Source organism: Chryseobacterium sp. Mn2064 (assembly GCF_049319685.1).
In the GTDB taxonomy this organism is placed as follows: domain Bacteria; phylum Bacteroidota; class Bacteroidia; order Flavobacteriales; family Weeksellaceae; genus Chryseobacterium.
The window spans coordinates 865832-886233 of the sequence record NZ_JBMOUE010000002.1 but is presented as its reverse complement, the minus strand read 5'-3'; the positions used below and the strand labels follow the sequence as shown (position 1 = coordinate 886233).

Sequence of the window (20402 nt, the reverse complement as noted above, 5' to 3'; positions counted from 1 at the left end):
TTTGATATCACTACTTACTTTCTGGAATCCCAGAATTCTTTCACGATAAGCTTAATATTCTGAAAAGTGCTGGGGAAAACTTCACTTTCTATCTGAGCAGTATTTTTCCAGGCCACTTCTGTAATTCCTTCCTCAATTTGTGGTTTTGAAGTATCCTCACCATTAAATTTCATTTCAAACCAATGGGTACACTTTAAGATCTTTTCTCCGTTCCTTTCAATGTAAATATGATAAGTGGTATTGATAAATTGAATGAGTTCAACATCTCTTAAACCCGTTTCTTCTTCAATTTCCCTTACGGCAGATTCTTCTCTGGATTCTCCTTTTTCCATTTTCCCTTTAGGAAGGTCCCATCTGCCAAGTCTTTTGATGAAAAGTGTTTCTCCTTCAGGATTATTTACCAAACCTCCGGCTGCCTCTATGATTCTGAAAAGCTTCTGAAACTCGCTCCAGATCTCATCAATATTCTCACCAAAAACATTCAGTTCATTCACAGAAGTATTTTCCAAAATATCCAACGCAATCTCTAAAGTCGTGAAACTTTCATACCCGAGATTTTTTTCAAGTTCCTCAGGATGCTTAGATATCAATAATTTTTTTTCGTTCACAAAAACTTTATACATTTGTAAGAATTAAGAATTTAAATACAAAAATAAAAAATGAATTTAGAAGGACGAAAGATTATTGTCAATAAATCATCTAAAGAGCTCTCAGAATTGTTGAAGTCACCTGAAAATTATAAAGATTTTATGCCGGATGGTCTTCAGAAATTTGAAACAAGAGACAACGGTTTTAAATTTGGTTTACAGGGAATGCCTGAAATTGCTTTGAAAATAGATGAAGTGAATGATCAGAAAGCGGTTTTAAAGTCTGCAAGTTCAAGCTTAGATTTTTCATTAACAGCTACCTTGAATCCTATCAGCGAAAACCAAACTGAAGTACAGATGTTGTTTGAAGGAAAATTCAACCCGTTTATCAAAATGATGGTAGAAAAACCATTACAGAACTTTATCAATACGCTTACCGACAAGATCGAAGCTTATAAATAATAAAAAGACCTTCAGGAATGAAGGTCTTTTTTATGTTATTTAATTTGTTTACGCTATTACGCCCGAGCAATGATCGTTTGTACTTCCCGTTGCAGAAGATAGTACGTTGATCTCGTTGTTCATCTTTAAAACACCCATAAAGGCAAAGATCAAAGCTTCCTTATAATCGATGATTTCTTTTTTCGGAAGAATGATGTCTGCACTGGTTTTTTCTCTTATTTTTTCAATTAAAAAAATGTTGTAAGCACCACCACCTGTAATCAGAAGGTCCTGAATAGTATTTTCATTGATCACTTTTGAAATCTGCTGGGCGATATGTTCTGTGAAAGTTGCCAATGCGTCCAATGTTTCAATTTCTTCAAGAAAGGGAAATACGTGTTGATTACACCATTCCAGTCCTAACGATTTAGGATAAGACTGCTGATAGAAATCTAAAGCATTCAGGCAGCTTAGCAATTTCTCATCGATTTTTCCCTGTCTGGCAAGATCTCCATTTTCATCAAAGTTTTTATTCAACTTTTGCGCCAGTGTGTTGAGAACAATATTCACGGGAGCAATATCAAAAGCAATTCGTTTATTGTTTAACCGTAAAGAGATATTGGAAAATCCACCAAGATTAAGGCAAGCATTATATTCAGAAAAAAGTAACTCATCACCAATAGGAACCAAAGGAGCTCCATTACCATTCATGAGTACATCCTGACTTCTGAAATCGTAAATAACAGGCAATCCTGTTTCCAGTTTGATCGCTCTTCCATCTCCAATTTGAAGCGTAAATTTCCTGTGTGGCTGATGAAAGACTGTGTGACCGTGGGAAGCAATTAGGTTGATATTCTCAATGTGATGCTTTCTTATGAATTCTTTCACTTGCCCGCCAAGATAGAAACCATATTCTGCATTTAGCTCTAATAGATCTTCTGCCGAAAGGTGAATAGCGTTTCGAAGCCTGTTTTCCCAATCTTCAGAATAGGGAAGGGTTTCAGCTTTCAGAATTTGAAAATGCCATTGGTTATCTTTTTCAAATTCAGCCAGACAGATATCCAAACCGTCCAGACTTGTACCGGACATCAATCCTATAGCCAGAGCTTTCATGAGGGTAGATTTATTTTTTGTTCTCGGAAATTCTTTTGGAACTGAAATCTCCTGAGTTATTATAAAAAGTATATTCGGAGAAATCGTCTTTGGCAGTCATACCATTCGCTCCCACCAATGTAGAACCGTCTTCCATGGTTACATATACAGTATCTTTGGTATAGATTCTCTTTTTTCTTTGATCCCAGAAAATACTCTGCATGGCAAATTTTTGGCCTTCGTTGGTGGTAATTCTTACATTACCTCTTGCCTCATAAAACTGTTTATAATCGAAAAACTTAGCGTATTTTGCTTTTATAGTTCCAGGTATTTTGGGCTTTTTCTTGTCGAAAAACTGAATATCTATTCCTTTTTTTGCTACGGTATAAGGACTGTCTATCAGTTCATATTTTTCTATGATAGGAGCTTTTGCCTTAAGTACAATAAAACCGGAGTCACGCTGTATAATATTGGCGTTATTAATGATCTGTGAAGGGAAATTCTTGCTTTGGGTACCTTTGTTTTTGGTAAGATCTTCTTCACAGGATGTCAATATAAAAAATATAGCACAACTAAAAAGGTATGCTATATTTTTATATGATATTTTATTAAAAAATTTCATTCTAGTTATAAAGAGACTTTCTGAACCACTTATCAGCAAAATTGAAGCCGATTTTCAGGTTGATATAATTCTGGTTGATCAGGTTGTCTTTAAGAGTTCCTCTTTTACCAACTTCAAGACCCAGTTCCAGACCACTCATTCTTGTAATACTGCTGTTTTTGAATGGTAACATTACCCCTGCAGTAATACCAAATTTGTTAATGCTATTCCCTTCCAGTTGAAGATTTCCTCTTTCATAGAAAGCTCCATATCGATAGATTACTCTTGAGAAATAATTTCTGAAGTTATTATAGTTTGGAAGATACCATCCCCCGGCAGATACTCTGTAGCTATCCTGGAAGTCAAAGGTTTTTCCGAAATATGCTACATTTTCTCCTTTTTTGTAATCAACCTGTCCTGAAAAGAACCAATGGTTCTCACTTCCATATCCTACCCCTACAGAGGCTTGGAATGGAATCATATTCTTAGAACTTACACTTTGCTGATCCAGGATGCTTTCATCTGTTTTGGTTCCGGCCTTTAGATCAGAATATCGGTAAGTACTATTTGTATAATCTACAGTTGTACTGCTTGTGTTACCAAAAGTAGCGGTAGCACCAATAGTTAACTTTTTATCCGTACGTGGGTTTAACGTTTGGTAGCTTGTACCCAACGTAAAGTTGAAGTTTCTGATTCTGTTTTTGGTTTCAAATCCATTTACATATTCTGTATCATAGGTTTGAAGAGCATTGTTATAAGCACGGAACTCATTAAGATCGTTAATGTCTCCAAAGTAAAGATTGGCTTTTGCTCCCACAGAGAATTCCTGATTGATCTTATAAGCCACTGCTACCTGTGCAATATTTACCGTACCACTTCCTTTAAAGTTATTCTTATAAACAGGATTGTGGTTTGCATCAAACTGCTCACTTACAATATCATAACTCTTAGAGCTGTAAGGCTGGTAAGAAATCCCCATTTTCACTTTTGAAGAGATAGGAAACGCTAGGGAAATATTGGAAAGATACGTAGAATGCTTTGTAGATTTCATATCGTTAAAGTTCGATTTGAAATAATTGTTTTCATTGGTAGCTTCCAGTTTGATACTTGTAAGTTCAAAATTGGCGTTGTTTGCCGGGTTGGCAAAATTGAAACTACTGGTAAAATCACTTATAAAAGCTGTTGATATACCTCCCATTGAAGAAGTTTCGATCGTATTATCATATTTTACATCTCCAATTCCATAGGCTGCATAAGGCGAGTTACTTAGACTCTGTGCATTTAAGAAATATCCAACTGATATGAATGATACTACAAAGATTTTTTTCATTCTTTATTTTTAAAACAATGCGCAAATATCTTAAATATTAATGAATTGTAAAAATTATATGTGGTTAAAGTTTGTTAAGGGCCCTTCTTTAAAAGAAAAATGCAAAATTTCTCCAATAAAAATAACAATTCTATTATCGAAAAAAGGCCATTCTATATCACGAATGGCCTTTTTTATAAAGAATAAAATCTTTGTAAATTTTTTATTTTACCTGAAGTACAGAACGGCTGTGGCTGAAACTTTCAAAACTGAATTTTCCGTGATATTTACCCATTCCGGATGTTCCGACTCCTCCAAACGGTAGAAAATGAGAACCTACGTGAATAATCGCACTGTTGATTTCTGCATCACCACTGGTCGTAAGGTTAAGAACCTGATCTGCAAACTCCTGATTCTCGGAGAAAACATATAAAGCTAGAGGTTTAGGACGGTTGTTGATTTCTTCCAGGGCTTCATCAATATCACTATATGTCATGATAGGTAGGATAGGTCCAAAGATTTCCTGTTGCATAACCTGATCGTCCCAGGTAACATTGTCCATTAAAGTCGCTTCAAAATGACGGGTTTCTAAGTCATAATTTCCACCATAGATTACTTTTTCAGGGGATGCATCCAGATATCCTGCCAGATGTTTAATTTGGTTTTGGCTTACGATTTTTCCAATTTTTCCTAAAGAATTACCTTCATAAGTGGTATTTAAATGAGCTTTGAATTTTTCAATAAAAGCGTCTTTTATAGATTCATGAATGTAAATATAATCAGGAGCCACACAGGTTTGACCACAGTTGATCCATTTTCCATAAGATATTCTTGCGACTGCTTTATCAAGTTCTGCATCTTTATGAACGATGGTCGGAGATTTTCCACCAAGTTCCAAAGCCAGGGGAATCAATTGTTCTGCTGCTGCTTTCATTACAATTTTCCCTACGTTCGGGCTTCCTGTGAAGAAAATATAATCGAATGGGAAACTCAATAGCAAAGTGTTTTCCTCAATACCTCCCTGAATAACGGCAACATAAGACTCGTCGAAAGATTCTTTTACGATATCTTCAAGAACTTTTGCCACATGAGGCGTATTTTCTGATGGTTTTATAATGGCTGTATTTCCTGCAATCAAAGCTCCGATCAAAGGGCTGAATGTAAGCTGAACAGGATAGTTGAAAGGACCAATGATATAGTTTACGCCATACGGCTGATAAGTTATTGTACTCACTACTTCTGCTCCGGACGGATGCGGTTTGGAAGGAACAGGTGTTGGTTTCGCCCATTCATCAATATTTTCAAGAAGATAATCCAGTTCACTGATGACAATTTGAATTTCTACATACTCAGCTTCCTTTCTGCTTTTTCCCAAATCAATAGACAAAGCTTCGCAAAGAGCATCGGTATGATTTAAAAATACTTCACGGAATTTTTTTAATTGTGCCTTTCTGAATTCAATATCTTTTGTCTGATTGGTTTTGAAGAAAGCTTTCTGTTGTTGGAATATTCCTTTTATTTTTTGTTCTAAGTCTTTGTCCATTGGTTGATGATTTTAATAATTGAAATTTGGCATAAATTGTAATCTCAATTTACGACTATTTTTGTATTGCAAATATATTGCCTAAAATTAAATTGCACAAAATTTAATTTTTAAATTTTTTCAAATAAGATTATTGATGATTCCTATTATTATAGGATCCCTTTTAAACGTAGTCCACGGTAAGTTTATCTAATTATCTTTACCTATTAAAATAAATTGCTAACTTAAAATTTTCGGGTCTAAAAGCCGATCAAAACAGATAACTTCATTACAAAAGTTCAGGCAGTTTCTATTTTAATCAGACTTAATTTTACAAATTGAAATAAGATTTTTTATCTTTGAAACATGAATTGGGAGAACATCGCCGGACAGGATCATCTGAAAAAACTTCTTAGAGAGAGCATTGCCGAAAACAGAGTGAGCCATGCCCAACTTTTTGTAGGAAAAGAGGGGTATGGAACATTACCAATGGTTCTGGCTTATGCAAAAGAAATCTTTAGTCAGGAAAACAGCCATGCTGCAGCTAAGGTAGAACACCTCAATCACCTGGATCTGCATTTTAGCTTTCCAGTCTTTACAGACAACAGAAATTCTTTAAGTAAGAATAAGTTTGATGAGTTCAGAGAAATGATTCTAGCGTCTCCTTATGCAAGCTATGATGACTGGACAGCCTTTCTGGAGTCTGAAAACAAGCAGCTCTTTATCTCAGCAGACGAAATTGATGATCAAAACCAGAAGTTCGCACTCAAAAGTTTCGAAGGAGGTACAAAAATTCTGATTGTTTGGAGAGCTGATAAAATGAATATCTCGGCTGCCAATAAATTTTTGAAGTTTTTGGAAGAACCACCGGCAAAAACTATTATTCTTCTCACCGCAGAAAGTACAAATGACATTCTTCCTACCATTCTTTCGCGAACGCAGATTGTGGAAGTCCCGAGAATTGAAGACGAAGACATTCAAAAATACCTCAAAAACAATCATTCTGTATCGGAAGAAAAGATCAGAGAAATCGTGCATGAAGCACAGGGAAACCTCAATGATGCTGTTAAATTGTTAAACTCCGGTGACAAAAGCAGCGAGTTCGAGCAATTGTTTGTGCAATGGGTACGGGATGCGTTTATGGTCAAAAAGAAACCTGCCTATCTGAAAAGTATTATCCTCTGGGCCAGAGAAATTGCAGGCTGGAACAGAGAAAAGCAAAAAAACTTCCTGAATTACTGTTCTGAAATCTTCAGGCTGGCATTGCTGCAGAACTATCAGTCTGAAAATCTGGTTTACAAAAAGATTGATGCCAACGGGTTCAACTGGGGCGGATTTTCAAAATTCATTACCGGAGCCAATATTGAGAGTATTCTGGAAGAGATCAATGATGCAGATTTGCACCTTACAAGAAACGGAAACCCTAAAATTGTATGGACCGATCTCGGCATCAAATTATCACGATATATTCATAAAAGTACATAATATACAAACTCCGGCAAATGGCCGGAGTTTATTTTTATATTTTCTAATCTGAACGATTATTTTTCGATAGAAAATCTTCTTTATATATTTTTCTGCAAGGAGGGTTTATACTTACAGAATTACCATTTATCTCACATTTTCTTTTTTCAAGACTTTATAAATTTTGCTAGGGATATAAGGTTGACTTTCCTGTTTATTAACAAAAGTTTAAATAAATAATAAAATCATTAGGCACTTTTTTTGTAAATTCATATCTGATTGTACTATCGTCATTAGTTTATAGAAAGCGTCTCTTATTTACAATAAATTAAATCTATATTAAAAAATCAATCAATCGTTTGATTCGAACAAAAACTTGTGTAAATTTGCGCCCTGAAAAATGAGTAATGACATGATTTCAAAAGAAGAGAATATAATATTTGCCGCCGAAAAGCTTTTTGCCGAGAAAGGGTTCGAGGGAACTTCCACAAGGGAAATTGCTAAAGCAGCTCATGTAAATATTTCGATGATCTCGTATTATTTCGGTTCCAAGGAAAAACTTTATGAAAAACTGGTAGAGTATAGAATGAATGAAGGACAGTTTTTTTCAAAGGATATTTTAGAAAGAACAGATATGAACGAGTGGCAAAAGATTGAACGAATAATCGATCAGTTTTCCAATAAGGTAAGAACTCAAAAATGTTTTTACAGAATTATGCAGAGAGAGCAGCTGTATGCTCAAAACCCTCAGATTATAGAGTTTTTGAAGCAAACTAAAATGATTTTTCTCTCCATGTATTCTCAAATTCTGGAAAGCGGTCATAGAAAAGGAATTTTCACCAAAAATCCTCCCATCTATCTGTTGCATACCACAATAAGCGGAACTCTGTTTTATGCATTCAATGCGAAAGAAATGTATAAAGAATTCCTTAATGACACAGAAGAAGACAGTGTTTTTGATGAAAAATACTACACAGAACTTAATAAACATATAAAATATTTACTAAAAGACCTTTTAGGTTATGAAGAGAATAAATAACTCAGTGATTGCATTATCACTATTCGTAGGAATAGCAAATGCAAATGCTCAGGAGAAAAAGACCCTTTCTCTTGATGAAGCTGTGCAGCTGGGAATCCAGAACAGCAAGAATCTTAAGATCGACGCAGCCAAGATCGAAGAGGCTACCGCTGATCTTTTGGAAGCTAAAAACAAACAGCTTCCGGAATTGAAAGTTTCTGGGAGCTATATGTATCTTCCCATAAAACCAAATGTTGATATCAAGCTGGCGGGACTTTCCGGTGGAGCAGGAGGACCAGATATACATCAGGTAGTTTACGGTTCGGCCAACCTTAGTGTTCCGATTTACAGCGGTGGAAGAATAAAATACGGTATTCAGTCTGCCAAATATCTTGTGGAAGCTTCAAAACTAAGTACGGAAAATGATAAGGTAGCCATTGCTTATAACGTTGCCCAGGCTTATAATAATTTGTTTAAAGCCAACCAATCCATCAAAGTTTTTGAAGAAAACCTTGCCGCTTCTCAAAAAAGAGACGAAACTTTCCTTAAAATGGAAAATAACGGGTTGATTGCAAGAAACGACAGATTAAAGGCTAACCTTCAGACCTCCAATATCGAACTTCAGTTATTGGAAGCCAAAAACAATTACAATATTGCCAATATCAATATGGATTTGTTATTAGGACTTCCTGAAACAACAGAATTAGAAGTTGATCAGAATTATATTGAAGAAGGTTCAGACGTAAAACCTGTTGATTTTTACGTAAACGAAGCAAGAGAAAATCGTAAAGACTTACAGGCTCTGGCTCAGCAAAGAAAAGCAGCTCAGTTGGGAACAAAAGCGGCAAAAGCAGAAAACCTTCCGTCATTAGCTTTTACAGGAGGATATGTTGCAGCAGATATTCCGAAATTTCTTACAGTATACAATGCGGTAAATGTAGGAATTGGTATCTCTTATAATTTATCCAATATCTGGAAAGAAAACTCATCATTGAGACAATCTCAAGCCAGAGAAAAACAATTGGCAGCTACAGATGAGCTACTGAATGATAATATTAAACTGGATGTAAACAGAGAGTATCAGAATACAGACTATTCTAAAAAGAGAATTTTTGTTTTTGAAAAATCTGCTGAGCAGGCTAACGAAAATTACAGAATTACAAAAAACAAATACGACAACGGTCTTGCTACCATGACGGAACTATTGGATGCAGACGCAGCTCAGATTGCAGCTAACGTTGGTGTGATCAATGCTAAGGCAGATGCTGCATTGGCATACAGAAAACTATTACAGACAACAGGAACTTTAACAATTAAATAATCAGATCGAAACCAAAATGGAAAATAATAATACACAGGCAGCTGAACCTAAAAAGAAAAAAAGTTTAGTTTTTCCTATCATTTTAGCGGCAGTAGTAATCGGAGGAGGTATCTATGGTTACAGAGCTTTTACATATGGACAGTATCACGAGGAGACAGATGATGCTCAAATTAGTTCAAATATGTCACCTGTTATTTCTAAAATCTCTGGATATGTAGCTCAGGTAAAAGTAAAAGATAACCAGTTCGTAAAAAAAGGAGATACGTTGGTTATTTTAGATAACAGAGATCAGAAAATGGCTTTAGAACAAGCTCAGGCAGCACTATCTACAGCTAAAAGCAATATTTCAAACGCAGAAGCTACTACAACGGCTACTTCAAAAAATATCGGTTCTTCAGAAGCGGCTGTCGTTACGGCAAATGCTCAGATAGAAGCAGCGAAAGTACACGTTTGGCAAACTTCTCAGGATTTGAAGAGATATGCAAATCTTGTGAAAGATCACTCTATTACAGAACAACAATATGAGCAGGCTTTAGCAGCAAAACAATCTGCAGATAAGCAATTACAGGTATTAGTAGATCAGAGAAATCAGATTGCTCAGCAAACTCACATTGCATCTTCTCAAACGGCTGCAAGCTCGCAACAAATCAGCGTGGCTGGATCTGTAGCTAAACAAAGAGAAGTAGATGTAGAAAATGCAAAATTAAACTTATCATACACTGTAATCCTTGCTCCTGAAGATGGATACGTAGGAAAAGTACCTACTCAGGCAGGTCAATATTTACAGGCTGGAGCACAACTTTTTGCTTTGGTTAAAAACGACCAGAAATGGGTAGTGGCTAACTTTAAAGAAACTCAGGTTGATAAAATGGTAGAAGGTCAGAAAGTGAAAATCGAGATTGATGCTTTCCCTGACAAAGAGTTTGAAGGGGTAGTAAGCTCATTCTCTCCAGCTACAGGAGCTACCTTCTCTATCCTTCCTCCGGATAATGCGAGTGGTAACTTCGTGAAAGTAGTACAGAGACTTCCTGTGAAAATCGATTTTGTAAACCTTGATAAAGATATTGCAAAAAGATTAAGAACAGGGATGAACGTGAAGGCTGAAGTTGCTTTGAAATAACATTTAAAATTGTTAAAAGTCAGTGAGCTTCGTTGTCAATAGTGAATCAGCTGTTAAAACATAAAGCTTTAAAATTCACCATTCACTTGTGAAGTAAAATTTACCATTGACTTTTTACATCGAAAAAACTTATGCAAGATTCATTAGTAGAATATGGAGCGCGTAGAGTGATCATTACGATTACTGCTATCCTTTGTGCCCTTCTTGAAATTGTAGACTCCACGATTGTCAATGTTGCCTTGAATGAAATGAAGGGGAATCTTGGATCTACACTTTCTGAAGTGGGTTGGGTAATTACAGCTTATGCCATTGGTAACGTAATTATAGTACCAATGACGAGCTGGCTTTCTCAGCAGTTTGGGCGTAGAAATTACTTTGCGGCATCCATCATTATATTTACCATATTTTCATTTTTATGTGGAAATGCGACTAATATCTGGGAACTTGTGTTCTTCAGATTGATGCAGGGAATAGGCGGGGGAGCCTTATTGGTAACTTCACAAACGATCATTACGGAATCTTATCCGATTGAAAAAAGAAGTATGGCTCAGGCTATTTATGGTCTGGGAGTAATTATTGGTCCTACACTAGGTCCGCCACTTGGAGGATATATCGTTGATAATTTCAGCTGGCCTTATATTTTCTATATTAATATTCCGATTGGGATTGCAGCAACCTTGATGACACTGCAGTTTGTAAGAAGTCCGAAATATGCCGAAAAACGTAAAGTATCAGATGTAGACTGGATTGGAATTGGTTTACTGGCAGTAACAGTAGGTTCATTACAGTTCATTCTTGAAAGAGGTCATGAAGAAGACTGGTTTGCCAGTGGAATGATTGTAGCATTTACTGTAGCAGCTGTTTTAGGATTTATCTTATTCCTTTGGAGGGAACTTACCTTTAAATATCCGATCGTTGAACTTAGGGTTCTTAAAAATAGTAACCTAAGAATCGGAACGATGATGTCATTCGTCCTTGGATTTGGATTGTATGGTTCAACGTTCATTGTTCCTTTGTATACTCAGAGTATCTTGGGATGGACGGCCCTTCAATCTGGAGCACTGATGATTCCTGCTGCATTAACCACAGCCTTTATGATGCCTATCATTGGTAGACTTTTGGCAAAAGGTGCGAAACAGCAAATTCTGGTTTCCTTAGGACTGTTCATCTTCTTTGTGTATAGTTTCTGGGGATACAAAATTCTGACACCGGATACCAGCAAAGATGCCTTTTTCTGGATGCTTATCGTAAGAGGAGCCGGTCTAGGATTATTGTTTATACCGATCACTTCCTTATCGTTAAGTACGCTGAAAGGACAGGAAATTGGTCAGGGAGCAGCCTTTACAGGGATGATGAGACAGCTGGGAGGATCTTTCGGTATTGCAGCCATTACCACTTTTATTGCGAATGCAGGCCAGAAATATAGAAATAACCTGATATCCCATCTAGACGAAAACAGCTTTGATGTACAGCAAAGACTTGCAGCTCTTAAAGCCAGTTTTATCGCTAAGGGAAAAACACCCGATGAAGCGATGAATGCGGCTTATAAAATGCTGGATTTGTCTGTCACCAAGCAAGCCACTGTACTTTCTTATATGGATGTATTTCTTTACCTCGGAATAATATTCTTAATATGTATTCCGTTTATCTTACTCGTAAAAGAAAGAAAGAGCAAAGAAAAAATAGATTTGAGTGAAGCCATGCACTAAATTTTAATTAAAACCTTCGGAAATCCCGAAGGTTTTTTTGTTTTAAAAACTAAAGGTACTCATATAAAATATTAGTTTTCAGCATCTTTGTTGAAATAAAAATAATATCACCTATTGGAGAGTTTATTTATTTTGTCTAGCTTTACATCACCAAATGAAAAAATATGAACAGATTACCTCACTCCAGAATATCTTTTCAAAAAGATCCTAAAGAATAGTTTTTCAGTATTTTATCTGAATGTCAATCGAAGTGTATTCCGTTTGCACTTTCTGTTACTTTATCTTTATTCGACACACAGACGATATTTTCTTCTGTCATATTGTTAATACCAACCGTGATCACGAAAACCCTACAAAATAGTAAATATGAATTCAGTACAATTACCGGAAACCTACCTCGCATTATCCGATTTCAGAAAACATGATGTCTATCTTCCTGAAATGAATCCTACCCAGATTATTGCAGATTATTTCCCGGGAAGTTTTACAGAGCTTACCCAGCGCCTTTCGGATATTACAAGTTCCTTTTATGGAGGAATCCTTAAACAGGCGGGAAAACTTTATGGAGATGAAGCAATTGAGCAGCTTTCCCGTTCTTTTATGCATGATCTTGGATCAAAGATGGTAATGAGAAACTTCCAGGCAAAACCCGATTTGAAACCCGGTATTCCGGCATTCGCTCACATATTGATAGCAGCAATTTTTACATCCAGTCCCGAATATAATTTTGAATTTAAAGAATTAAATGACCACAAAAGCAAATTTCTGATTAAAGGAGCAGACCGTTATCACAGAATCACGCAGGACCTACAGATTGCCAATCAGTTGGAATGGCCGGTTATAAAACCTTTTATCCATGGCATTTGCAATACCATGGGGCTGGATGTTTCTATGGAAGTAAAAGTACTGAAACTGGAAGCGGACAGTTCCTGTATTTATGAAATAACAGTTTCTAAAAATTGAGAAAAAGAATTAGGATTACTATTGTATTTCTTGCCAAAAAAAGCGGACTTAGTCCGCTTTTTCTATCCCTATTCAGATGATTTTGTGTTCTATTGGATACTTTTTACCCATTCAATTCCACTGATATCAATCAGTTTGAGTGAATGAATTGTACTTTTCTGGAGAATATCATTAATATTGATCATAACGTCAGCTTTTGCTCCCAATGGAATTACAAGACTGTGTTTGCCGGGCTGTATTTTCGTTACATAATAATTTTTTATGCTCTCTTCAGGGAATGTTGAAAGATCTTTATGATCCAGTTCCTTTAGAATATTGCCATCTTTATCCAACAGATGAATTCCTATTAAAAAAGATCCGTAAACATCAGCTCCCTCAGTTCTGTAAATTTGAAAAGTCAAATCCGAATCATGATGCGCTATATTTGAGATTTCAAGCTTCGGTTGGACAGATTTATTATGAAGTGTTCCCCAGACACCACCATGAAAGTACTGATTGGTATACAAAGTAAGTCCAAAGATGATAAGTGAACCGGTCAGAACAAAGATCTTAGGTTTTGATAGGGATAAGTTTCCTGATCCGAACCATTTAAACCATCGAGTATGGGTAAAGGTTTTGTTTTTTCGGATAAAATAATAGTCCAAAGAATAAGGGCCACTTCCTGTAAGAAACAATACAAAGCCACCTGCAATACCCAGAACCCCGATCTGCCATTCATCCAGACAGGTCGTGCCTAGCCATCCTGAACCCAACAAAATTCCTAAAGCAAGGCTGAAAATACCAATACTCATGAGCCGGGTAAATAATCCCAAAATGATGAGTAACCCAACAATAGCTTCAATTATTGTGAAGATCATCATAGAACGTTGTAGTGCGTCCGGATGGGTCACCAAATATTCAATGATAGGTTTAATTCCCAATGCATTGGGAAGGAAATGATTAAATTTTTCTCCGATATATCCTTTTTCATAAGGAATAAGTTTGTTTTCTAAAATAAGTCTGCGCCAAAAGGCTGAAAAGTAAGTCCATCCTATGACCAGGCGGAGAGATAGGGTATATAGACCAGCCAAATCTGTAGACTGGCTGTTAGTCGTATTTTTCATTGAAATAAATATATTAAAGTGTAAAAAACTGAATGTTGATTTAACGTAAGAACGTTTAAACTAAACTCAATTTCAGTCTTTTAAACAGAATATATTTCGGAGGACTGTTTCCTGTGGAATGCCCAGAATAATCATTGAAAAATATCTTTTCTTCCCGGATATTCCTTGAGATAAAGCGTATAGCTGGAAAAGCTCCCTTATGTTTAATAGCAGCAGCTTTTGAGAGAGAAGCTTTTGAAGAAGCGGAAAAAGAGTCACAGGTAGAAAAAGTTTCCGGTGTTATCTTTACTTTATTTAAACCGCTGATATATTGAATGTCAAAAATATCAAGCACATTTCTTTTTACGGAGCATGGTGATAAAGAAAATACCAGAATAACCATCAATACGATGATTTTACAGGAACTGATATATACTTTTTTGTCTGACATTCTCACAAAACTACACTTTATTTCAATGTAAGCGTGATAAATTGTAAAAATTCATCCTGTTGATCTACAAATAAATAGTGAGAACAGTTATCTATCAGTCTGAAATGGTTCTTTCCGACAATATTTTTAAGATCATTGAGTTGTTTTTCAGAAAAAATTCCATCATTTTTTCCGTAAATAGCAAAAATGGGTGTTCCTTTCTTTTTAATTTCCTTTAAGATTTTGGTATTATCCAGATTATTAAGAGGTTCGTTCTTATAAAATATGGCTGGAGAATTGGGATTTCTGATATTGTTTGTATAAAACTCACCCGCTTCATAGTTTTTTCTAAGCTCCTGACTCTCTGGAGTGGGAGAAGGCATTTTGAAGAAATTCATTATACCTGCAATTTCGTAACATCTTTTTCTATAGACCGCAGAATTTTTAGCAAGTTTTTCTATTTCTAAGATTTCTTTTAACCGGGTCGGATCATTTTTGAAATATTCTTTAGCCTGTTTCAGAATATGATCATACGTTTCCTGTTGGGTAAATAAGGCCCCGGCAAGCGTTAGAGAACTTACTTTCTTTGGAAAATGGGAGGTGAATAATGTACCGATAATTCCCCCGAAACTATGCGCGATAATATTTGCTTTTTTGATCTTATAATCAGCATAAATCTGGTTCAGATCCTCAAAACTTTCCTGGAAGGTCATAGTGGCATTCTTATCCTTGGAACGCCCTTCACCGCGTCTGTCGTAGACAATTACATAGAAGCCTTTCTCAGCGAGCTTTGAGGCCGTTGTTCCTTCAAATAAAGTAGCGTTTCCACTTGGCCCGCCATGAATAAAAATCACGGGAGGGTTATTCGGATTTCCGTATGCTTTTGAATACAGAGTCTGTGCATGATAAAAAACAGTGAAAAGTATGAATAAGATCGTTGTAGAGAATTTCATCATTTTAGTTTTAAAACTCAAAACTACTGAATATTCCCAGTCAATGAATGAAAGGTTCCATAATTTTAGTTAAATTTTGAAGTTTAAAAATACTGCTGACGGACAGTTGTCAAAACTGTATCTTATCTTTATACTCTAAAAGTTATTACAATAGAAATTAATAGTATGAGCACCGATAATTTTAACGAAATTATAAAACGTTCTTTACACATCCGGGAAAAGTATCATCAGCTTGAGATGAAGGGAAACGGATCGGAATGGACTTTGGAAGAAGACGCCTTAGCTTATCTTACAGACGCAGGTCTGATAGGAAGAAATATAATGTCTCATCAGAAAACCTGGCTCAAAAAAGATTCAGCAGAAGAACTTGAACACAAGCTGGCCGAGAATATCTGGTGGCTTATTGTGTTGGCAGACCGTACAGGGGTTGATATCAAAGAAGCCCTGGATACATTTTTAACGAAAACAGAAAATATATTTCAATGAGTTATTGCTTAGCCATAGAAGGAATGCAGCCTGAAAGCAGAAAGGAACTGCACAAAAATTATCATGACAATTATTATGGATTTCCGATTCATGATGATAATGAACTGTTTGGAAGACTGATTCTTGAAATTAATCAGGCAGGTCTGAGCTGGGAAACTGTTCTAAAGAAGGAAGCAAGTTTCAGAAAAGCGTATGATAATTTTGATATTCAGAAAATAGCAGCCTATACAGAAGCAGATCGCGAAAGACTGCTGAACGATCCTGGAATTATAAGAAATAAACTGAAAGTGAATGCCGCCATTGAAAATGCAAAAACGATCATGGAATTACAGAGAGAATTTGGTTCGTTTGAGAAATGGCTGGAGCATCATCACCCTAAGACACTTCAGGAGTGGATGAAACTATTCAAAAAAACGTTCAAATTTACAGGTGGTGAAATAGTGAATGAGTTTCTGATGAGCACCGGATATCTGAAAGGATGCCATACTGAAAGCTGCCCTGTCTATCAAAAGGTATTGGATAGCAATCCAATGTGGATGAAAACGAAAAGTAAATAGAAAAGAAATCAGAATATTTTTTTAAAAAAATCCTGCAGAATGATACAATCTGCAGGATTTTTAATTATTTTATTTCATACTTCTTACTGAAACATCAGGTTTTTCACCTTGGGGAACAATGAAAATGGCATCATCACTAATGGTATCCCCCGGATCAAAGTAGTAGCTGCCAGTTACCGGAATGGTACTCGTTACAAATTTTCCCGATCTGTCATAGGCTGAGTACGTAACGTTAAGTATTTGAGCTTTCATTTTTAATTCGATCTTTTTAGAGGTCAATCTAGCCCCAGTTGCATTCGTACAATCAATTTCTACAAGACCGATATTGTTTACAACTTGAGGAAAAGCGGACAACCGAATATTGTATGCCTTATCTGATGTATTTTTTACCGATGCAGAGACTTTGTATCGATCATAGGATTTTCCACCGGATTCTATACTCTCTTTGTTGAGTATGTTGAATGTAACAGTCATCCCATTGAGATTTAGGGTTTGACCATCAGAAATTTTCTGTGCATTGACCAAATTTCCAAAAAAGATGAATATAGTGAGGAAGATTAAAAAAGTAAGATTTTTCATAGGTGTTGATTTTGGAGTTAAAGAGTAATCAATTTACATAAAATAATGTAATGAAACTTTTTAACGTAAAATCTTTTTTATCTTATTGATTTTCTACGAGCTGCCTATGTTCCTTTCCCCATTTTTCAAATTCAAGAATGATAGGACCCAGCTTATACCCGATTTCTGTAAGTTCATACTCTACCCGTGGCGGAACTTCTGCATATACCGTTCTTGTAATAATTTTGTCTTCTTCTAACCTTCGAAGTTGAAGTGTCAGCATACGTTCTGTAATGGTATTTAGCTTTTTCTTCAGTTCTCCAAACCTCATTTTTCCATTAATCAGATAGCAGCAGATGGCCAAGGCCCATTGTCCCCCGATAATGTTGGAAGCATAAATCTCCGGACATTCATCAGCCAGAGCTTTTTTATTGGCGAAATTGGTGGAGGTTTCCTTTATTTTAGTCATTACTTACATTTTTTATAGTACCATACAATGGGTAGCTAATGTACGAAATGTAAGTTACGTGTAGTAATTTTGCAGTAGAAATTTAAACATAATGAAGACTTTAATAATTGTTACACACCCGGATATTGAAAAATCTGTAATCAATAAAAAATGGATTGATGAATTAAAAAAGAATCCTGAAAAATATACTGTTCATCAATTATATGAGGCTTATCCAGATGGAAAGATCAATGTTGCAGAAGAACAAAAACTGATGGAATCTTATGATAAGATTGTATTTCAGTTTCCTTTTTACTGGTTCAGCAGTCCGCCGCTTTTGAAACAATGGCTGGATGAGGTTATTTTATACGGATGGGCCTACGGAAGCAACAGTGGTTTCAAGCTTGCAGGAAAGAAGATGTCATTAGCGGTAACGGCCGGAATTGATGAAGAAGGTTACAGCCAGTCAGGTGAATATAAATATACGATGAATGAACTGTTCCGTCCCTATGAACTGACTTTTGATTACATCAAAGCAGAGTATAAAGAACCTTTCGTTTACTATGGAATTGAAAGAGATCCTTCCGATGAATGGATTAACAGAAGCGTTCCGATGTACTTGGAATTTTTAGATTCCTTATAAATTTTCAATAGGAATCTATCTAGTTCTTTTTACTAAATAGATTCCTAATTTTAACCCATATATTTTTCATTAAATTTTTGCAGATCTACTGCCTGTTCTTGAAAATAATCTTTAAACTTATCCGAGAGACTTTGATCTTTAAATTTTACAATAGTATATCCGCTGTCAAAAGCAATAATTTCTAACATACTTCCTTGAATTAAAAAATGATCAGGTTTCCAAACATTTGTATCTTCAGCAGACAATGTGGATAAGGCAGAGGTATCTGGTTCAATATTATTTGGAACAGCTGATAGTATTCCCCAAATGATCTGAGTATTGCTTTCATAGATTTGTTCAAATTCCGGATGATCCAAAATAAAATAATCTTCATCAAAATTAATGGGAAGTAGTTGATCAGATATAAAATCTAAATCTGTCAGAATCCATTTATAAACAGCAAGATCATTCCAAATAGGTTTCAAAACCTCATGAAGGTTGGTATGGAATTTTACCTTTTTTGTACTTCTGATAATCCAGTTCATTTATTCTTTATTTAAAATCTTATTGATTTGTTTTTTTATTCTTAATAGCATTTTCCTTCGTCAGAATGACAGTAATGAAAAATTGTATATAGCCCCTTTATTTATAATGCTGGTAAAACTTATTATCAAAAAGTTCTGATGGGTCATACTTTCTTTTGAGTTCAAAAAAGGATTCAGTCTGTGGATATACCTTTCTCATTTTCTCTTTTCCAATGTGAAGACGGTAGGGAAGGTAAAAAGTACCTTCGTTTTTTAACGTTATATCCACCAGTTTGTTGGTTAATAATTTCATAGCATTTTCCTGCTCTGCCGTTTTCTTCTGATTGAATAATAAAACAAACCCAAATACATTTTCCCGGGCATAGTTCATATAGCTGTCTTCATCTTTATTAACGGCGCGGATGGTGATATTAAGCAGATCCATCCCGGAATTTTTCAAAACAGGCTTCATATCTTTTATAAACTGATTAAAATGCCTTTCGGGAATAAAATATTCCTGAAGCAGATCTGTAGAATTCGGATCTTTGTTTTCAATCAGGGAAACATGATCATTAAGCAATTCATTTCGGGAATAAACTGCATTTTTGGTCATTTTATTCATTCCGGTTTCAAGGTCCCATCTCAATCTTTTTCCATATTCGCTGTTTACAGTACTACGGAAAACAAGGCGCTTCACTTCTTCATTTTTAGCATTTTGGAGCGGAAGAGACAAAGGCTTTTCATTTACCTTTTCAAAATAATTGATGGTGGCTTCTTCAAGGAATCGTTTGTCTGAAATTCTTAATCTTCCGAAAACAAGATTTACATTAGGATTTTCAGAGATGAATTTTTTATAATAATCCGTATAATTATCAGCATTTAAGCGGACATACTTATATTGAAGTGCAGTATTGTCAACCACTTTCAAACGAATGTCGAGAATAATTCCAAAAAGTCCGTATCCGCCAATCACCAGTTTAAAAAGTTCCGGATTCTCTTCTCTGCTGCAATTGATGATCTTCCCGCTTTCATTCATCAGGGTAAAAGAAACAACACTGGAGGAAATTGGAGGAAGATTTTTCTGCCATCCATGCCCGTTTACGCTGATAGAACCACCTACAGAAAACGAACTGAAAGCCTGCATTACGGCAATAGATTTTCCATTTTTATCGAGATATTTGATGGCGTCTTCCCAAAGAGCTCCCGAGCCAATGGTAAGAATATTGGTTTTCTCATCCAGCTCCATATGTTTATAAGGAAGCATGTTAAGAAGAATTCCGTTGGGGTAAATTGAATGACCGCCCATGCTGTGTTGAGCTCCGGCAATAGAGATTTTCAGATGTTTTTCTTTGGCATATTGTAAAATCTGCTGCAACTGACTTTCAATATCTGCTTTGGAGGAAGGAACTTTGATCAGGGTATCTATTTTGGTTAAATTCAACTGACTTGCGTCATTGGTATAACCTTTAGGAATTTCATTTTTACGATCGGATTCACTCCATTTTGTTTTAAGAATATGAATAATCGGGATAGAAATGAAAATAATGCTCGCTATAACGGCAAGAATTAAAAAATGTTTCTTTTTCATGCATATA

Annotated in this window: 22 protein-coding genes; 10 read left to right on the top strand and 12 right to left on the bottom strand. The window is 35.7% G+C overall.

All coding sequences use genetic code 11. The features are described 5' to 3' along the window. Positions 1–14 precede the first annotated feature (14 nt). Positions 15–623 carry an NUDIX hydrolase gene (locus ACL9RH_RS11080; RefSeq protein ID WP_422693424.1) on the bottom strand — a complete coding sequence of 203 codons (609 nt, stop codon included), beginning with the start codon at positions 621–623 and terminating at the stop codon, positions 15–17. Positions 624–659: 36 nt separating this feature from the next. Here ACL9RH_RS11080 and ACL9RH_RS11075 point away from each other — a divergent pair, with 36 nt between their 5' ends. Next, entirely contained in the window at positions 660–1049 is a 390-nt protein-coding gene (locus ACL9RH_RS11075; protein WP_422693423.1) for an SRPBCC family protein, read from the top strand. A gap of 48 nt (positions 1050–1097) precedes the next feature. Here ACL9RH_RS11075 and ACL9RH_RS11070 read toward each other — a convergent pair whose 3' ends face one another. From ACL9RH_RS11070 to mdlD, 4 genes are all read right to left on the bottom strand, one after another. Then, positions 1098–2141 (bottom strand): anhydro-N-acetylmuramic acid kinase, encoded by a 1044-nt coding sequence (locus tag ACL9RH_RS11070; RefSeq protein WP_422693422.1) that lies wholly within the window; start codon positions 2139–2141, stop codon positions 1098–1100. A 10-nt stretch (positions 2142–2151) separates the two neighbouring features. Then, entirely contained in the window at positions 2152–2742 is a 591-nt protein-coding gene (gene lptC / locus ACL9RH_RS11065; RefSeq protein WP_422693421.1) for an LPS export ABC transporter periplasmic protein LptC, read from the bottom strand. Position 2743: 1 nt separating this feature from the next. Next, complete coding sequence (locus ACL9RH_RS11060) at positions 2744–4051, bottom strand: hypothetical protein (RefSeq protein WP_422693420.1); 1308 nt, start codon at positions 4049–4051, stop codon at positions 2744–2746. Between the two features lie 202 nt (positions 4052–4253). Continuing rightward, complete coding sequence (gene mdlD, locus ACL9RH_RS11055; RefSeq protein ID WP_422693419.1) at positions 4254–5573, bottom strand: NAD(P)-dependent benzaldehyde dehydrogenase MdlD; 1320 nt, start codon at positions 5571–5573, stop codon at positions 4254–4256. A 345-nt stretch (positions 5574–5918) separates the two neighbouring features. Between mdlD and ACL9RH_RS11050 the strand changes: the two genes are divergently transcribed. From ACL9RH_RS11050 to ACL9RH_RS11025, 6 genes are all read left to right on the top strand, one after another. Then, positions 5919–7037, top strand: coding sequence for an ATP-binding protein (locus ACL9RH_RS11050; protein ID WP_422693418.1), 1119 nt, complete (start codon positions 5919–5921; stop codon positions 7035–7037). Between the two features lie 379 nt (positions 7038–7416). Further along, entirely contained in the window at positions 7417–8055 is a 639-nt protein-coding gene (locus ACL9RH_RS11045; RefSeq protein WP_422693417.1) for a TetR/AcrR family transcriptional regulator, read from the top strand. Beyond that, positions 8039–9355, top strand: a complete 1317-nt coding sequence (locus ACL9RH_RS11040) for a TolC family protein (RefSeq protein ID WP_422693416.1) — start codon at positions 8039–8041, stop codon at positions 9353–9355. The genes ACL9RH_RS11045 and ACL9RH_RS11040 overlap by 17 nt, the downstream gene beginning before the upstream one ends. A gap of 16 nt (positions 9356–9371) precedes the next feature. Continuing rightward, a complete protein-coding gene (locus ACL9RH_RS11035) occupies positions 9372–10475 on the top strand; it encodes an HlyD family secretion protein (protein ID WP_422693415.1) in 1104 nt (367 codons plus the stop codon). A gap of 131 nt (positions 10476–10606) precedes the next feature. After that, a complete protein-coding gene (locus tag ACL9RH_RS11030) occupies positions 10607–12184 on the top strand; it encodes a DHA2 family efflux MFS transporter permease subunit (RefSeq protein ID WP_422693414.1) in 1578 nt (525 codons plus the stop codon). Positions 12185–12550: 366 nt separating this feature from the next. Next, a complete protein-coding gene (locus ACL9RH_RS11025) occupies positions 12551–13147 on the top strand; it encodes a hypothetical protein (protein WP_422693413.1) in 597 nt (198 codons plus the stop codon). 89 nt (positions 13148–13236) lie between these two features. On the opposite strand, the gene ACL9RH_RS11020 is transcribed toward ACL9RH_RS11025, so the two are convergent. From ACL9RH_RS11020 to ACL9RH_RS11010, 3 genes are read right to left on the bottom strand one after another with little or no spacing between them, the layout of a single operon-like run. After that, entirely contained in the window at positions 13237–14250 is a 1014-nt protein-coding gene (locus tag ACL9RH_RS11020; RefSeq protein WP_422693412.1) for a TQO small subunit DoxD, read from the bottom strand. 55 nt (positions 14251–14305) lie between these two features. Beyond that, the gene (locus ACL9RH_RS11015) at positions 14306–14680 is read right to left on the bottom strand and encodes a hypothetical protein (protein ID WP_422693411.1); all 375 of its coding nucleotides are present in this window, start codon (positions 14678–14680) and stop codon (positions 14306–14308) included. A gap of 17 nt (positions 14681–14697) precedes the next feature. After that, a complete protein-coding gene (locus ACL9RH_RS11010; RefSeq protein WP_422693410.1) occupies positions 14698–15612 on the bottom strand; it encodes an alpha/beta hydrolase in 915 nt (304 codons plus the stop codon). A 165-nt stretch (positions 15613–15777) separates the two neighbouring features. Between ACL9RH_RS11010 and ACL9RH_RS11005 the strand changes: the two genes are divergently transcribed. Both ACL9RH_RS11005 and ACL9RH_RS11000 read left to right on the top strand, forming a co-directional pair. Continuing rightward, the gene (locus tag ACL9RH_RS11005; protein ID WP_422693409.1) at positions 15778–16098 is read left to right on the top strand and encodes a MazG-like protein; all 321 of its coding nucleotides are present in this window, start codon (positions 15778–15780) and stop codon (positions 16096–16098) included. Next, positions 16095–16655, top strand: a complete 561-nt coding sequence (locus tag ACL9RH_RS11000) for a DNA-3-methyladenine glycosylase I (protein ID WP_422693408.1) — start codon at positions 16095–16097, stop codon at positions 16653–16655. The genes ACL9RH_RS11005 and ACL9RH_RS11000 overlap by 4 nt, the downstream gene beginning before the upstream one ends. 69 nt (positions 16656–16724) lie before the next feature. Here ACL9RH_RS11000 and ACL9RH_RS10995 read toward each other — a convergent pair whose 3' ends face one another. Further along, on the bottom strand, positions 16725–17129 hold the full coding sequence (locus ACL9RH_RS10995; RefSeq protein WP_422693407.1) for a hypothetical protein: 405 nt from the start codon (positions 17127–17129) through the stop codon (positions 16725–16727). Positions 17130–17316: 187 nt separating this feature from the next. Beyond that, positions 17317–17682 carry a winged helix-turn-helix transcriptional regulator gene (locus ACL9RH_RS10990; RefSeq protein WP_422693406.1) on the bottom strand — a complete coding sequence of 122 codons (366 nt, stop codon included), beginning with the start codon at positions 17680–17682 and terminating at the stop codon, positions 17317–17319. 91 nt (positions 17683–17773) lie between these two features. On the opposite strand from ACL9RH_RS10990, the gene ACL9RH_RS10985 reads away from it, so the two are divergent. Continuing rightward, positions 17774–18304 carry an NAD(P)H-dependent oxidoreductase gene (locus ACL9RH_RS10985; protein ID WP_422693405.1) on the top strand — a complete coding sequence of 177 codons (531 nt, stop codon included), beginning with the start codon at positions 17774–17776 and terminating at the stop codon, positions 18302–18304. 50 nt (positions 18305–18354) lie between these two features. On the opposite strand, the gene ACL9RH_RS10980 is transcribed toward ACL9RH_RS10985, so the two are convergent. Beyond that, on the bottom strand, positions 18355–18828 hold the full coding sequence (locus tag ACL9RH_RS10980; RefSeq protein ID WP_422693404.1) for a hypothetical protein: 474 nt from the start codon (positions 18826–18828) through the stop codon (positions 18355–18357). A 97-nt stretch (positions 18829–18925) separates the two neighbouring features. Continuing rightward, positions 18926–20395 carry an FAD-binding oxidoreductase gene (locus ACL9RH_RS10975; RefSeq protein ID WP_422693403.1) on the bottom strand — a complete coding sequence of 490 codons (1470 nt, stop codon included), beginning with the start codon at positions 20393–20395 and terminating at the stop codon, positions 18926–18928. Positions 20396–20402: the final 7 nt, after the last annotated feature.

What these genes read in the sequence shown, in the direction of transcription:
- ACL9RH_RS11025 (WP_422693413.1), top strand. Translation starts at nt 12,551, where the DNA reads ATGAATTCAGTACAATTACCGGAAACCTACCTCGCATTATCCGATTTC.
- ACL9RH_RS11045 (WP_422693417.1), top strand. Translation starts at nt 7,417, where the DNA reads ATGAGTAATGACATGATTTCAAAAGAAGAGAATATAATATTTGCCGCC.
- ACL9RH_RS11030 (WP_422693414.1), top strand. Translation starts at nt 10,607, where the DNA reads ATGCAAGATTCATTAGTAGAATATGGAGCGCGTAGAGTGATCATTACG.
- ACL9RH_RS10990 (WP_422693406.1), bottom strand. Translation starts at nt 17,682, where the DNA reads ATGACTAAAATAAAGGAAACCTCCACCAATTTCGCCAATAAAAAAGCT.
- ACL9RH_RS11035 (WP_422693415.1), top strand. Translation starts at nt 9,372, where the DNA reads ATGGAAAATAATAATACACAGGCAGCTGAACCTAAAAAGAAAAAAAGT.
- lptC (WP_422693421.1), bottom strand. Translation starts at nt 2,742, where the DNA reads ATGAAATTTTTTAATAAAATATCATATAAAAATATAGCATACCTTTTT.
- ACL9RH_RS11040 (WP_422693416.1), top strand. Translation starts at nt 8,039, where the DNA reads ATGAAGAGAATAAATAACTCAGTGATTGCATTATCACTATTCGTAGGA.
- ACL9RH_RS11070 (WP_422693422.1), bottom strand. Translation starts at nt 2,141, where the DNA reads ATGAAAGCTCTGGCTATAGGATTGATGTCCGGTACAAGTCTGGACGGT.
- ACL9RH_RS11050 (WP_422693418.1), top strand. Translation starts at nt 5,919, where the DNA reads ATGAATTGGGAGAACATCGCCGGACAGGATCATCTGAAAAAACTTCTT.
- ACL9RH_RS10980 (WP_422693404.1), bottom strand. Translation starts at nt 18,828, where the DNA reads ATGAACTGGATTATCAGAAGTACAAAAAAGGTAAAATTCCATACCAAC.
- ACL9RH_RS11015 (WP_422693411.1), bottom strand. Translation starts at nt 14,680, where the DNA reads ATGTCAGACAAAAAAGTATATATCAGTTCCTGTAAAATCATCGTATTG.
- ACL9RH_RS11075 (WP_422693423.1), top strand. Translation starts at nt 660, where the DNA reads ATGAATTTAGAAGGACGAAAGATTATTGTCAATAAATCATCTAAAGAG.
- mdlD (WP_422693419.1), bottom strand. Translation starts at nt 5,573, where the DNA reads ATGGACAAAGACTTAGAACAAAAAATAAAAGGAATATTCCAACAACAG.
- ACL9RH_RS11010 (WP_422693410.1), bottom strand. Translation starts at nt 15,612, where the DNA reads ATGAAATTCTCTACAACGATCTTATTCATACTTTTCACTGTTTTTTAT.
- ACL9RH_RS11000 (WP_422693408.1), top strand. Translation starts at nt 16,095, where the DNA reads ATGAGTTATTGCTTAGCCATAGAAGGAATGCAGCCTGAAAGCAGAAAG.
- ACL9RH_RS11020 (WP_422693412.1), bottom strand. Translation starts at nt 14,250, where the DNA reads ATGAAAAATACGACTAACAGCCAGTCTACAGATTTGGCTGGTCTATAT.
- ACL9RH_RS11005 (WP_422693409.1), top strand. Translation starts at nt 15,778, where the DNA reads ATGAGCACCGATAATTTTAACGAAATTATAAAACGTTCTTTACACATC.
- ACL9RH_RS11060 (WP_422693420.1), bottom strand. Translation starts at nt 4,051, where the DNA reads ATGAAAAAAATCTTTGTAGTATCATTCATATCAGTTGGATATTTCTTA.
- ACL9RH_RS10975 (WP_422693403.1), bottom strand. Translation starts at nt 20,395, where the DNA reads ATGAAAAAGAAACATTTTTTAATTCTTGCCGTTATAGCGAGCATTATT.
- ACL9RH_RS10985 (WP_422693405.1), top strand. Translation starts at nt 17,774, where the DNA reads ATGAAGACTTTAATAATTGTTACACACCCGGATATTGAAAAATCTGTA.
- ACL9RH_RS11080 (WP_422693424.1), bottom strand. Translation starts at nt 623, where the DNA reads ATGTATAAAGTTTTTGTGAACGAAAAAAAATTATTGATATCTAAGCAT.
- ACL9RH_RS10995 (WP_422693407.1), bottom strand. Translation starts at nt 17,129, where the DNA reads ATGACTGTTACATTCAACATACTCAACAAAGAGAGTATAGAATCCGGT.